Source organism: Paenibacillus xylanexedens (genome assembly GCF_007676705.1).
Classification (GTDB): Bacteria; Bacillota; Bacilli; order Paenibacillales; family Paenibacillaceae; genus Paenibacillus; species Paenibacillus xylanexedens_C.
Genome location: NZ_VEBF01000004.1, coordinates 104,235 through 116,584, shown reverse-complemented (window position 1 = coordinate 116,584; position 12,350 = coordinate 104,235). Strand labels below are relative to the sequence as shown.

Genomic DNA, 12,350 nt, shown 5'->3' with positions numbered 1-12,350 from the left:
GGGTTCAGCTTAACGGGTCTATCAGCGAAAAGGGTACCTTAATAGCTCAGGTGCTCTTGGTGGATTAGTTCATCATGTCCTCCCGACGGAGCCAACACAATTAAGAGAAGGCGTCGATACGTAGTGCAAAATGTACAAGAAATCGCTCAAATATAACGGAATGGAATTGAACTTATGGGTGCTGTTTGCTTCAATATTCTCCTTTTATTACAAAGAACGTACCTCGAATTGTCCCAGCCAGTTTGGACTTCTGTCTAGCAAATTTAAACTTCTTTTCTTCCAGCTCTTGAGGCACTTCCATCCCCTCTGAAAGCTTAAAACCAACGGCCCGCTTTTTGGGGTTATCCAATGTATACATGACGTTGACCGCCAGACCATCTTCATAAAAGACGTAGGCCCATCTAATATTATCCACTTGAAAGTGAGATGTTTCCAATGGTTTGGCCGCAAACTCAATACCACGTTCTTCTTTCAAAATTCGGCTCACATACGCAAGCGTCTCCTGGCTCTCGCCGGCTGGTACGACCGTAAATTCATGCTGGTATTTGTTCATAAAGTAACGGGCTTCATTCGCTCGCATACCAGCAAGCGCTTCTGCTACTGGTGAAGATTCTAGACCAACTGTGGACACATTTTTAAAACCAACGATAGGGGACATCCTCGTTCCTCCTCTGATTTCATTTACTTCTCCACAACCGGAATCCACATTTCCCCATATACTAGGCCGTCTCGCTGCCCCATCTCAACCGTTGCATTGGGCCCGCCAACATAAGCAAAATCGTCGGCTGCTGGCAAGACTTGACCAAAGGCAATACCAGTCAGCCTATTACTCAACTCATCAGCCGTCTTCCCTTCCCCTTTGACGACGAGATATTGTCCTTCAGGGAATTGGATCACTCGGTGTTCTTCTGGTACCGACGCTTCGGTCATGACGCCGGCATAATACATCATCTTGTGATTTATCGCTTCGTTCACGGCAAAAATGTAGTCGTTCGCAGCGACGGCCTTTAAAGCGTCAAGCCTTCCATCCTGCGCCACAGATTGCCAAAAGTCTTGCTTCTCCTTGTTCATACCTGCATAATCCGTGTAATCGCTCTTCAGCTCCGTGCCAATACCTAGAACGATAAAGCTGTCTTTTTTTTCAAGGGTATACACTGCCATGATTAACACTCCTTTTTCTGAAATGGATCAAATGAATTGTCTTTCACTTGATACGTCTATAATAACTATAAATCATGTCAAAATGTGATACTGTTTATCGGAGCCATGCACGGCCTTGTGTTAAATTCCCTACCCATTACAGTTTGCGGTTTTTCGGACGCAGCGCCCAGGAGGCAATGCCAAGCAAGGCATATAAAAGCGGAAGAATAATATGGAATCCGTAATCGCCGTAATCGTTAGCGAACGCATGGGATAGGGCAGCGCCCGTCATGAGAAAAAAGAGACCGCTATAAGCCCATTCCTTAAGCCGGGGGAAACCTGGCACTACGATCACGATGACTCCAAGCAATTTCCAACCCCCAAGAATGTTCGTGACATATAAAGGGAAACCAATATCAGTCACTAGATCGACATTCCCCCCATATCGCATCAGTTGCCCGATACCGCTTAATGCAATGGAGAATGCGAGTACTATTGTGACAACCCAATAAGTGACCATCCTTCCAATAGGACGGTATTCTTCTTTTGCAATTTTTTCATTACCGATGATCGTACTCATTTTCATTCCTCCAATGATCTCGTTTATTTTGAATTGATCAAATGATTTGTTATTTCACTTGATACGTTTATAATAGCTATAAATCATGTCAAAATATGATACTGTTTAGAGGGCCAAATGAAAAAAATTGAACGGATTAACATCATCATGCGGTACATCAATAACCGCGCTCAATTTACCATTTCTGAAATCATGCGAGAATTTAACATCTCTCGTTCAACAGCCATTAGAGATATTAGAGAAATTGAAGCAATGGGGATGCCTCTTGTCGCCGAGGTCGGGAGGGACGGGGGTTATTTTGTTATGAACAACTCTGTCCTGCCGACTGTCCGCTTTACCGATAATGAGATTAAAGCTCTATTTATTGCCTTCATGGCCACAAAAAATCAACAGCTCCCATATCTCAAGAGTCGCCATTCTTTAGCGGAAAAATTACTCGGTCTTATCTCGGAAAGCCAGCAAGATGATCTCGTTCTGTTAAATCAAACCCTGTTGTTCGAAGGAACCAACCCCCACAATCCCGACCTGCTTGATCTGTCAGATCTGCCCCATCCTATGTTAGAACAATTGATCCAAACCATTCTTATGGACAGCTATTTAATGGTTTCCGTCGAGGAATCGAGACAAATAAAGTCTTATCCCATCTATTTGTTGCACCTTTACCGCGAAAAAAGCTCTTGGCAAATTGAAGGCTTTGATCTCGAGGAGGAAAAGAGACGGATTATTCCTGTCGATAATCTCACAGATGTCAAACCATACCCTAAGAAAAAAAGAATAAATAAGAAGAAGATTGTAGAACAACTAAGCAAGCAGGAAGAAGCCATCAACCTTGTCCTAGAACTTGGTCCAAAATCGATTGCCCAGTTCAAAAAATACCATCCCTTAAAAATCTCAATTTCATACACAAACCCTTTTCAGACTACGGCTATTTTAAAGACTTTCATCAATGTTCATCATCCGGATGAGTTGGCCGAAATAACAAATTGGCTGCTTTTCCTAGGTCGAGATATTAAGGTCAGGGAAATGCCGATAGAGGTTGTGGAAAGTTTGCAGGAGAGTATAGCTTTATTAGGGAACTCTTGAAGATAATTTTTTCAATAAGTCTTTCTGTGTTTGTTGGTGTAGTGTTGATTGGAGAGGCTTGGCTTGTTAGGTTGCTAGATTCTTCTCTATTAGAAATAGTATCCGTGTCGTCTGATTTTCCGCATGCAGAGAGAAGCAATGCCCTTAAGTTAGGTAGTTTTTTCTGGATTATCACAACGATCTGGAGGGAATAACATCACGTAACCGCCTCCCCAACTACATTATCAACTGCATCAGCTTCGTTCCATACTCTTGATAAGTCAGTAGTTCCAATTGCTGCTATATCAACTTCTGTGAACTCTTCGACGTATCAGAGTATACCTAAGTTAAAAAAAACGACAGGCTCAAATAAAATTGTCTGGAAAGGTGACAACATCACGATAACCGCGAACACCTTAAAGCAAGATGCTGCTGCCGACTTTGAGCAAAACATAATTGACACAATTGTAATTACTCATAGTAAAGAAAAGCACACCCTACAAACGAGAGATTTTGAAGTTAAATTATTGGATATCACTAGTGTTGCTCAATCTCCATCGAATGAATGGATTGCTATCCAAGCAGAAAAAAGTGCCGGCAGCAACCTCATTCTCGTGAACCTTAAAACAGGAAAGTACACGATTTTAAAAGAACGTCTTGAAAAAGCAGGTAAACAAGGTGTAGAAACAATTGCCTCATATAATTGGTCACCAAAAGAAGACATCATTGCATTTTCTTACGGAAATACGGAGAAAAGCACTCTGGCAATATACGATACTAAGAAAGACAGTTTTGTTTATCCCCCTCGGGCAACCAACTATATTAGCACAGGTCTAATATTATGGCATAAGAACGGAAAAAGTATTGATTTCATTAGTGAGTATCCTTCAGATCAATGGATTCTTTTCAGATACGATACAGAAACCAAAAAAGTTAAGCCTGTTAAAAAAATGACTCAGAAAGAATTTCAGCAGTGGTTTACATTAGATAAATATCCTACGAAATAATGAAAAGAGTTGATTGAACGAATAAAATACGCTTCTTTCGTTCAACTTATATAGCAAAAAGGCGAGTCTCCATTAATCGGGGGACTCGCCTTTTTGGTTTTATTACAAATATTTAAGAAGTGCCTTTTTGCTTACTCGCCTGCATCTGCTGGGCGAATCGCATCATTTCTTCGAACTCTTCCTCGGATACGGCATCTCCATCGGTGCTTATGTCTTGTACAATCGGAATTTCGGGCTTGGCTTTGGTTCCTTTGCCGTATGTACGGGTACGGGTTCCAGCTGCACCAGCAGCCTGTTTGCCTTTGACCTTGGCCTGGTCGCGAATATATTGAACAGCTTTCTCGTAGGAGTTCACCTGTTTGAGCAACATGTTGGAGGCGATTGCCTCAACGAAGTTACGGTTAATCCGCTGCTCTCCGCCGGATACAAGCAATGCCATCAAATAATGAATCAATACATTGATGACTTCACCAGGCAACTTGTAACTCAGATCAATTTTCTCAAATATATCGATCAGATTGTCCGGTACTGCACCTGGGAAGAACGTCTGCAACAGACGCGTATATGGCTCATTACGCAGCATCATGTTGTATTGATGAATATCACACTTGGTCATAAATTGCGGAGGTACTTCAACGTAGTATTCCATCTGCACACCATGCTCGACAGGTGGTTCACCAGAATCCTCTTTCCGTTCAGGCTCCTCCATATGCTGTCTCAGTGCCACGACTTTGGCTGCCTGGACGGTCTGTTGCTCATGACGCTTCTTCGTCTGCCTGAACTGCATGCTCGCCTTATGCTGGAGATCATCCAGAATCAGCTGGCCCTGCGGACTGAAGATATCATCTTCGTCCAGCAGTCGGCATACATCCTGCACACTGAGATTAAACTTGTTTACGACATAATTTACAATGCCCAGTTGTTCGTGATCGAACCGCAGCTGCTCTACATGACGGCGATTAACCGACTCCCGCGGAAAACGCAAAATAATGTCGGCATAGTTCAAACTGTTTTCTTCCGCTGCATCATTCGTGCCTGTCCGCTGGGCCGTAGTCGATACTTCCGACAATGCTTGCTCCAATTCGTAATCAATCACATGGGTATTCAATTCAAATATATCGTAAAAGGGAACGGAAATATTCTCTTTATTGGCTGCCGGATAAGGTGCGTCCCCATTTTCCACTGCCGAGAAACCGGAACGCAGGGAAAGGACGGCGAATTTGCCTATTTTGTCACGAAGCAGCAGTGTCAAATGCTGTGTCCGGAAAAATTCTGCCGGAGAGAGCGGCGGTTGCAGCTCATATTCGTAGATGTAATCATCATTTTCCGGTATATATAGCCGTGAAGTCTGAAGCAGCCCCACTGCTTCAAGCTTGGACGCCTGCTCTACCAGATATTTACGCCCTTTCTCACTTGGCTCCAGTCCAAGTGTCATGAACAGCCTCCGTTGCTGTTCAAGCGGCGAATAACCGACCTGTTCACCGGGAAGATGCTGAAACAACAGCCGATACAAGCCAACCGCAAAAGCACCTACCATGGGCTGATATGCTCCTGTAAGCATACGGTCATCCAGGGCGCTAAGTCCAAACTCCCTGTATACGCAGTAGCGATGATGTTCAGTATAATGGTGCAGATTCTTCATGCGCATAGCCTGATCTCCTTCTCCCCAAAAGTATGTTTATCTATTCTATCATAAATGTCTGATCCTCAAATGCTCAAAAACAGGTAAAAAGATGGCCTGTTCTCGCTCCGTTTCGTCCTAGGTCGACATCATTCACGTTTTCGCCGAATTAAGCAACTTTTGAAAAAAACATGTCGAGAGTCGCTAGAATACTATAAAAGCTCTGGCAGCAGAATACAAGTGAAGATCTGAAGAGAATGTTCTCCAGATATATATGAAGCACAACTGTACAATCATTCATCTTATATCAATGAACAGCAAAAAAGCCTTCCCTTTGTACGCGTAAGCGTTTACGACAAAGACAAGACTTTTACGCGATTACAGTCATGCACGTGTTACCTCTTTCCAGCAAACTAAAACATTCTGTACCCACCCAGACGCAACTTCTGGATCGTCCAGCCACTGATTACCGCACCAGCCAGTCCAGCGATCCCCGTCATATAGTCTACAATCTGGAAAGAACCCAGATGTGACATCAGAGACGACGTTTGATCCCATAGAGAGTACACGACGATAGGCAAAATCACAATGATGAACAGATAGGAAGGAAACCAGGTAGTCTTCATTAACATGTTCAGAATGAAACCGATACCAAACATCATAACGAAAAATAATACCATTAATACCAACACAGGTATAAATTGCATCGGGCGACGTTCACCTCTTCTTTCACACATTCGGGTTTCACTTCTGGATAGTAGTTAGTGTACCGCAAAAAATGTGGCGAAGCAACGAACTTTCTGGACAAATTTCCCTATATTCATGCTCTGTTCATTTGCCCTTCTGCTTCATCTTGGGATACAATGTAAACGATAAAGTACTCACCCGTCCCTTATAGGGATTTGGAAATATACCTTGCAGGAGGAACATAACCAATGAACGAAGCAGCATCAACACTGGAGGGCTGGTACGCCCTGCATGATTTTCGCTCGATTAACTGGGCCGCCTGGAAAGCAGCAGATGATGAAGAGCGTGCTGTAGCACTGGACGAGCTTCAGGAATTCTGGAAAGAATGGAAAGAAGTCGAGGATTCATCCAAAGGAAGTACGGTCGTGTATACGGTTGTAGGTCAAAAAGCAGACCTCGTCATGATGCACCTGCGTGAAACGCTGGAAGATCTGAAGGCTGTTGAGAACGCGTTTAACAAAACGATGTTTGCTCAATACACAACCAAATCGTATTCCTACGTCAGTGTAGTGGAACTGAGCAACTACCTTTCCAAAGAAGGCGAAGACCCGATGCAGAATCCGGATATTATCGCCCGTCTGAAACCTGTTCTGCCGCAACGACAATACATCTGCTTCTATCCGATGAACAAAAAGCGTGAGCTGAATGACAACTGGTACATGCTGTCCATGGACGAGCGTCGCACCATGATGCGCAGTCACGGCATGATTGGCCGCAGCTATGCGGGTAAAGTGAAACAGATCATTACCGGCTCTGTCGGTTTCGACGACTGGGAATGGGGCGTTACACTGTTTGCGGATGATGCACTTCAGTTCAAGAAACTCGTCTATGAGATGCGTTTCGATGAAGTTAGCGCCCGTTATGGCGAATTCGGTTCGTTCTATGTGGGAAGTCTGTTGAACGAAGGAACACTGGAAGACATGCTTAAGCTGTAAAAATAGCACAAAGCACAATAAAGCACCGCGACATCTCCTGTAAAGGATACTGTCCGCGGTGCTTTATTATGTATCAATATTCTACCACCTTAAAAAACGAAGCGTTCGCCTAAAAGCTTTCTGAAAGAAAGCTGCATCGGAAGCATACGCTATCACCGGATTTTCCCTTTAAAAAAGGGAATCAAAAAAATCTGGGGATAACAGCGATTGGAAGGTTATTCTGTCATTGAAGTGTATGTGTAAACATCTTTAGTTCAACTTATATCGTCTCTAATCTTGCTCCTCATCTACCGCTTTCAGCGATTCCAGAAACTCTGCTGTGGCCCGGTCACGGTCACGACCCTTCTCTTTAAGTCGCTCAATCGCCGGCAAAATGAGAATATCCACTTCTTTCTGCACGATATAGGCCAGATCATACTGATCTTGTTCCTCCAGATAACCACCGACCTGCATCAGGGCGTTGTATCGATCCAGTTCCTCACGCGTTAATAGTCCCCGGACCTGAACACTGCAATGTCTCATCCAAAAAACCGCCCTTTCTTCAGGACTAACGGAATACCACCAATGATGAACAAATAACGCAGATCAACCAGCTTCTTCAACTGAGCCGCTTTCCAGCCCTTGTATTTCTTGCCGCCTACAACAGCAATGGCTTCACCTTTACCCAATGAAGCAACCGTACCCTTGCTCGTAAATACAAAAGGTTGTGGCTGTTTCTTGCGAATGGATGCCACGACGTTCTTGGCACAGTTCACGCCCTGCTGCATCGCAATCTGTGCTGTTGGCGGATATGGACGCCCTTCCTGGTTGAAGACTAGTGAATTGTCACCGATGACATAGACATGCTCATGTCCAGGCGCACGCAGATACTCATCTACCTTCACACGTCCCCGCATCACTTCAAGGCCTGCCTGTTCAAGCAGTGAGTTGCCTCGAATACCGCCGGTCCATACGACTGTAGCAGCATCAAGCTTTTCACCCTCACCTACAATAACCCCGTCCGGGAGACATTGCTTGATTGGAACACCAATTTTGAAAGTAACGCCCTTCTTCTTCAGCACGTTCATCGCATGCTCTACCAGTTCCGGATCAAATCCAGGCAAAGCTGAAGGCGCTGCCTCTACATTGTAGATGTGCACATGCTTGGGATTCACGTCGAACTCCTTGCACAGCTGTGGAATGCGATCTGCAAGCTCAGCTACGAATTCAACACCACTAAAACCAGCTCCACCTACGACAAACCGAATACGATTTCGTTTGTTGTCGTTTTTGTACATCGCAAATTGATATTCAATGTGTTCCCGAATCAGTCTGACCGAGTTAATGCTGCGGATTGTCATGGCGTGATCGAGCATACCCGGGATACCGAAGGTCTCGGGTTCGCCGCCTAGTCCAATAATCAGATAATCATACGATAACGTGCCGTCCTCCAGAATAATCTTCCGATCCTGCAGACGAATCTCCTTCACAGAAGACTTAACCAGATCAATCTTGAACTCATCAATCAGCTTGGAAATGGGAACTCTTGCATGCTCAATGGTATCCGTGCCAGCTGCCGGCATATGTAGATGTGTAGTAATATAATGATAATCATGCCGGTTCACCAATGTGACGTCGGCCTCGTTATAGTTCAATTCCTTCTGCAGCCGCTGGGCTGTCAGAATCCCGCCATAGCCCGCGCCGAGGATGACGATTTTGGGAATACTGCTCATGTCTATACCCCTTCCGGTTTCACTTGCATCATCCCGATCTTGGGTGAGATGCAAAATGCACATACTTACAAATATTGATGAGGTCTTGCCCATTATGACGACAAATGTTAACTTCGCGAATTTATTTAAACGTTTGCATCAAAATTGATTCGTTTGCACGCAAGTTATCGTTTCTAGTTGTGAAATTAACCACAAGTTTTCACAAAACACGGGAGTTGTCTTCACATTACATATTGACTCTAAATTAGACAAAAAAACACATAGTACAGGTCAAGGATATCTGTATTTCTGGTAAAGATCAAGGTTTTTTTTGTTATTTTTCATAACCTTTCATTTCCAATTTCATCCTATTCTCATCTGATCTTCATCAATTATTCTCTGATTCGTGATGCAGCTAACTTTGCAACCCTGAGTACACCGTTTATAATAGGAAAGACAGTTCAGCACCAATGCCGGTTACGATACGTAGCCTGCACATTCTTTCTGTTAACTACCTATTAAAATATGAAAGGTGTTGTTGATTCTTGACTGCACAAAATTCCAGTCATGATATGACTGATTTACTTATTATCGGTGGAGGCCCTGCGGGTCTGTTCGCCGCGTTTTACGGTGGGATGCGTCAGGCATCCGTTACACTGGTTGAAAGTATGCCACAGCTTGGCGGACAGCTTGCCGCTCTTTACCCGGAGAAATACATCTATGATGTAGCCGGATTCCCGAAAGTAACGGCTCAGGAACTGGTGAATAACCTGGTTGAGCAAATGAGTCATTTTAACCCGAACATCCGCCTTGAAGAAAAGGTTGTATCGGTTGAGAAAAAGGAAGAACAACATTTCGTCGTGAAGACGGATGAGAATGAATATCATGCCAAAGCTGTTATTATTACAGCTGGTGTAGGTGCATTCGAACCACGTCGCCTGGAGCTTGAAGGGGCTGCCAAGTTCGAGAAGAGCAACCTGCACTACTTCATCAGTGATCTGAATGCCTTCGCTGGCAAAAAGGTACTGATCAGTGGCGGTGGTGACTCCGCTGTAGACTGGGCACTCATGCTGGAGCCAATCGCTGAGCAAGTAACGCTGATCCATCGCCGGGACAAGTTCCGTGCACATGAGCATAGTGTCGAAAACCTGATGAATTCCAAGGTTAATGTCGTTACACCGACCGAAATCACGGAACTTCACGGAGATGACACGATTACCAAAGTAACCCTCTCCCATGTGAAAACCAAAGAAACACAGGAAATCGAAGTGGATGACGTGATTGTTAACTTTGGATTCGTCTCTTCTCTCGGACCTATTGCCGAATGGGGAATCGAAATTGACAGCAACTCCATTGTCGTTGATTCCCGCATGGAAACGTCTATTCCAGGGATCTTCGCTGCCGGAGATATCACAACATACCCAGGTAAACTGAAGCTGATCGCTGTCGGATTTGGTGAAGCTCCAACAGCAGTCAACAATGCGAAAGTATACTTCGATCCGGATGCCAAGTTGTCCCCAGGACACAGCAGCAACATGAAACGCTAGTTTTCGATGAAATAACATAATTGATACAAAAAAGGGTATCTTACTCCTGAGTGAATCCATATCAGGAGGGATACCCTTGTCTTATATATGCCCGCTGTGTAACGGTCTGGTTGTACCGGAGCAGGCTTGCCCCCACTGCCTTCAGGGACTGTTAGAATGCGGCAAATTGGATGATTACACCGGACCATACAGCCCCTACGCACTCCAAACTTCCTCTGACACGGCAGACGAAGCCGAAAACGTTTGCAATCATGTGATGTACTGTCACCATTGTCAGAAGAGCACGCTATGGCCTGTCTCACTATGGGACTTGTCCGGAAACCTGTAACATTGCCTGCAATGAGGATCTCTAGTGAAGAATGGCAGATACGTCGGTACCCAGTTTGCGCTTATGGATTTCTGCCAACAGCAGTGCGATGAAATCTCGTTCGAGATTCAACTCAATCGCTTTATGGTAGGAATCCAACAACATCTCATCGGATAACATAGCCATTTCCCGCCACAACCTTTCCTTTTTTTTCCTCAAAACTATCATATCAGAGATTCATATAGAGAACAAGCGTTCTTGTTATCCACAACGATTTGTGGAAATCCTGTGCATAGTTTGTTGATAATTGGTAAAAATGTTGAGTAATCAACGTGTATAGTGTGGACAATATTTATGCACAGGGGGAGATGTACTACCATCAGAACGTTTATGAGCGTATTTTTTTTGGAATAAATTCATAGTTTCAAGACTTGTTGCGAGTAAATTACCCAGTAATGTAAAATTTCAAACGTTTTTCAAACTGTTTTCTTCTATATATTATCGGTTTTTCTTGAATTTTCTTAATGTTTTCCATCGATTTTCTATTGAGGTCTGGTATTCACTTCCAGAATCCAGATCTTGCCTGAATAATCCAGTCCATAATCAAATCCAAGCTGTCCTACACCCGGGAACTGGCTCTCCATAATGTACGTGCATGTCAGTGTAAGGGAGCGCATCTCCCGGCGTTTGTGCCGACCGGATATATGTGGCAGGGACATACCAAGTGCTCTCCTTCCCGAGAGCATGGTGCCACCCTTGCTCAGATTCGTTACACAAAGTCCTGGGCGAGCGAGTCGTCCTACCAAGGAACGGAATACCCAGCCTCTTTCGGTCTTGACGACTTTGACTCTGTAATCGACAGGTCTTCCTTGAATCGTTGCCAAATGAATGCCTTGCTGGATCAAGTACCTGCGTCTTGCCTTCACACGTACCAGAGAGCGGTACATCTGGCTAAAACTTGCGAAAGAACGGGTCGTTTTCATATGCGTGTATCGATAAGCTCCTCCGCTCGCCGATACCCGGATGACACCGTAACCTCCGCCACCTACAATCGGTTTGATATACACCATTCCATAACGACTAAGCATGTGCAGCAGATTCCCCGAGTTGAATGCCTTGGTCTGTGGGATATGGACAGCAGCTACCGGGTATTTCATCAGTGCAGCTGTCTTCCGCCATTTGCTTGCAAGCTGTCTCGACATGGGTTGATCTCCTTCCTTGAAACAATAGTCCTTCCTTATACATACTCAACAGAAGCCTTGCTTTCTTGGATGTCTGTCCACGGCAGGGGCCCCTTTTCCATGAAACTTGTCCCATGATCATGGCGGAAACGGGAACAAGCGCCCGGTTTGCTTTTCAAACCAATCAATCTGTCGTATGCTACTAAGGAATGGCTTGGAAGGGCTTAAATATGAGGATCTAAGGAGCGTTTAGAAGAAATGGAAGCATTTTTTAAATCACTGTATGGCGTAGCCTATTTTGCAATGTCGATCGTTCTGGTAGCCGTCACGGTACTTCTCTTTGTTACAGGTATCCGACTGTTTATTCAAAAGCGCAATCGCGGCTTTGCCGTGAGTTGTCTTATATTTGCCTGTTTCATCGTCTTTATCATCGTTGTTATGCTCACTACGCCCTTCTCTGCCACACCGCCGGGTTCACCGGAAGCCATGGCTGCCCTGCTTCACTTCGGGTAGTTGAACCTCTGTAGAAGGA

The 12,350-nt window shown here is 44.6% G+C and carries 15 protein-coding genes; 6 read left to right on the top strand and 9 right to left on the bottom strand.

Going from position 1 to position 12,350, the window contains the following annotated elements; all coding sequences use genetic code 11:
- Positions 1-190: 190 nt before the first annotated feature.
- From FS628_RS21905 to FS628_RS21895, 3 genes are all read right to left on the bottom strand, one after another.
- The gene (locus tag FS628_RS21905; protein WP_145325118.1) at positions 191-658 is read right to left on the bottom strand and encodes a phage tail protein; all 468 of its coding nucleotides are present in this window, start codon (positions 656-658) and stop codon (positions 191-193) included.
- Between the two features lie 23 nt (positions 659-681).
- Positions 682-1,161, bottom strand: coding sequence for a GyrI-like domain-containing protein (locus FS628_RS21900; RefSeq protein WP_145325117.1), 480 nt, complete (start codon positions 1,159-1,161; stop codon positions 682-684).
- 136 nt (positions 1,162-1,297) lie between these two features.
- Entirely contained in the window at positions 1,298-1,720 is a 423-nt protein-coding gene (locus FS628_RS21895) for a DoxX family protein (protein WP_145325116.1), read from the bottom strand.
- Between the two features lie 117 nt (positions 1,721-1,837).
- On the opposite strand from FS628_RS21895, the gene FS628_RS21890 reads away from it, so the two are divergent.
- Together FS628_RS21890 and FS628_RS21885 are read left to right on the top strand one after the other, a co-directional pair.
- On the top strand, positions 1,838-2,803 hold the full coding sequence (locus FS628_RS21890; RefSeq protein WP_145325115.1) for a helix-turn-helix transcriptional regulator: 966 nt from the start codon (positions 1,838-1,840) through the stop codon (positions 2,801-2,803).
- 293 nt (positions 2,804-3,096) lie between these two features.
- Positions 3,097-3,789 (top strand): hypothetical protein, encoded by a 693-nt coding sequence (locus FS628_RS21885; protein ID WP_145325114.1) that lies wholly within the window; start codon positions 3,097-3,099, stop codon positions 3,787-3,789.
- Between the two features lie 112 nt (positions 3,790-3,901).
- Here FS628_RS21885 and FS628_RS21880 read toward each other — a convergent pair whose 3' ends face one another.
- Positions 3,902-5,437, bottom strand: coding sequence for a helicase DnaB (locus FS628_RS21880; RefSeq protein ID WP_091037865.1), 1,536 nt, complete (start codon positions 5,435-5,437; stop codon positions 3,902-3,904).
- Positions 5,438-5,823: 386 nt separating this feature from the next.
- Positions 5,824-6,117 (bottom strand): YuiB family protein, encoded by a 294-nt coding sequence (locus tag FS628_RS21875; protein ID WP_145325113.1) that lies wholly within the window; start codon positions 6,115-6,117, stop codon positions 5,824-5,826.
- Between the two features lie 228 nt (positions 6,118-6,345).
- Between FS628_RS21875 and hemQ the strand changes: the two genes are divergently transcribed.
- Positions 6,346-7,092 carry a hydrogen peroxide-dependent heme synthase gene (gene hemQ / locus FS628_RS21870; protein ID WP_145325112.1) on the top strand — a complete coding sequence of 249 codons (747 nt, stop codon included), beginning with the start codon at positions 6,346-6,348 and terminating at the stop codon, positions 7,090-7,092.
- 270 nt (positions 7,093-7,362) lie between these two features.
- On the opposite strand, the gene FS628_RS21865 is transcribed toward hemQ, so the two are convergent.
- Positions 7,363-7,614 (bottom strand): hypothetical protein, encoded by a 252-nt coding sequence (locus FS628_RS21865; protein ID WP_145325111.1) that lies wholly within the window; start codon positions 7,612-7,614, stop codon positions 7,363-7,365.
- Positions 7,611-8,804: an NAD(P)/FAD-dependent oxidoreductase gene (locus FS628_RS21860; RefSeq protein WP_145325110.1), complete on the bottom strand. Its 1,194-nt coding sequence runs from the start codon at positions 8,802-8,804 to the stop codon at positions 7,611-7,613. Before FS628_RS21860 ends, FS628_RS21865 begins: the two co-directional genes overlap by 4 nt.
- Before the next feature lie 551 nt (positions 8,805-9,355).
- Here FS628_RS21860 and FS628_RS21855 point away from each other — a divergent pair.
- Positions 9,356-10,330, top strand: a complete 975-nt coding sequence (locus FS628_RS21855) for an NAD(P)/FAD-dependent oxidoreductase (protein ID WP_222125272.1) — start codon at positions 9,356-9,358, stop codon at positions 10,328-10,330.
- Positions 10,331-10,406: 76 nt separating this feature from the next.
- Positions 10,407-10,658 carry a hypothetical protein gene (locus FS628_RS21850; RefSeq protein ID WP_145325108.1) on the top strand — a complete coding sequence of 84 codons (252 nt, stop codon included), beginning with the start codon at positions 10,407-10,409 and terminating at the stop codon, positions 10,656-10,658.
- Between the two features lie 21 nt (positions 10,659-10,679).
- Here the strand turns inward: FS628_RS21850 and FS628_RS21845 are convergent, their stop codons facing one another.
- Together FS628_RS21845 and FS628_RS21840 are read right to left on the bottom strand one after the other, a co-directional pair.
- Entirely contained in the window at positions 10,680-10,823 is a 144-nt protein-coding gene (locus tag FS628_RS21845) for a sporulation histidine kinase inhibitor Sda (RefSeq protein WP_017692430.1), read from the bottom strand.
- 356 nt (positions 10,824-11,179) lie between these two features.
- Entirely contained in the window at positions 11,180-11,839 is a 660-nt protein-coding gene (locus tag FS628_RS21840; RefSeq protein WP_145325107.1) for a YheC/YheD family protein, read from the bottom strand.
- A gap of 237 nt (positions 11,840-12,076) precedes the next feature.
- On the opposite strand from FS628_RS21840, the gene FS628_RS21835 reads away from it, so the two are divergent.
- Positions 12,077-12,331 carry a hypothetical protein gene (locus FS628_RS21835; protein ID WP_062837940.1) on the top strand — a complete coding sequence of 85 codons (255 nt, stop codon included), beginning with the start codon at positions 12,077-12,079 and terminating at the stop codon, positions 12,329-12,331.
- Positions 12,332-12,350 lie beyond the last annotated feature (19 nt).

What these genes read in the sequence shown, in the direction of transcription:
- FS628_RS21905 (WP_145325118.1), bottom strand. Translation starts at nt 658, where the DNA reads ATGTCCCCTATCGTTGGTTTTAAAAATGTGTCCACAGTTGGTCTAGAA.
- FS628_RS21900 (WP_145325117.1), bottom strand. Translation starts at nt 1,161, where the DNA reads ATGGCAGTGTATACCCTTGAAAAAAAAGACAGCTTTATCGTTCTAGGT.
- FS628_RS21895 (WP_145325116.1), bottom strand. Translation starts at nt 1,720, where the DNA reads ATGAGTACGATCATCGGTAATGAAAAAATTGCAAAAGAAGAATACCGT.
- FS628_RS21890 (WP_145325115.1), top strand. Translation starts at nt 1,838, where the DNA reads ATGAAAAAAATTGAACGGATTAACATCATCATGCGGTACATCAATAAC.
- FS628_RS21880 (WP_091037865.1), bottom strand. Translation starts at nt 5,437, where the DNA reads ATGCGCATGAAGAATCTGCACCATTATACTGAACATCATCGCTACTGC.
- FS628_RS21875 (WP_145325113.1), bottom strand. Translation starts at nt 6,117, where the DNA reads ATGCAATTTATACCTGTGTTGGTATTAATGGTATTATTTTTCGTTATG.
- hemQ (WP_145325112.1), top strand. Translation starts at nt 6,346, where the DNA reads ATGAACGAAGCAGCATCAACACTGGAGGGCTGGTACGCCCTGCATGAT.
- FS628_RS21865 (WP_145325111.1), bottom strand. Translation starts at nt 7,614, where the DNA reads ATGAGACATTGCAGTGTTCAGGTCCGGGGACTATTAACGCGTGAGGAA.
- FS628_RS21860 (WP_145325110.1), bottom strand. Translation starts at nt 8,804, where the DNA reads ATGAGCAGTATTCCCAAAATCGTCATCCTCGGCGCGGGCTATGGCGGG.
- FS628_RS21855 (WP_222125272.1), top strand. Translation starts at nt 9,356, where the DNA reads ATGACTGATTTACTTATTATCGGTGGAGGCCCTGCGGGTCTGTTCGCC.
- FS628_RS21845 (WP_017692430.1), bottom strand. Translation starts at nt 10,823, where the DNA reads ATGGCTATGTTATCCGATGAGATGTTGTTGGATTCCTACCATAAAGCG.
- FS628_RS21840 (WP_145325107.1), bottom strand. Translation starts at nt 11,839, where the DNA reads ATGTCGAGACAGCTTGCAAGCAAATGGCGGAAGACAGCTGCACTGATG.
- FS628_RS21835 (WP_062837940.1), top strand. Translation starts at nt 12,077, where the DNA reads ATGGAAGCATTTTTTAAATCACTGTATGGCGTAGCCTATTTTGCAATG.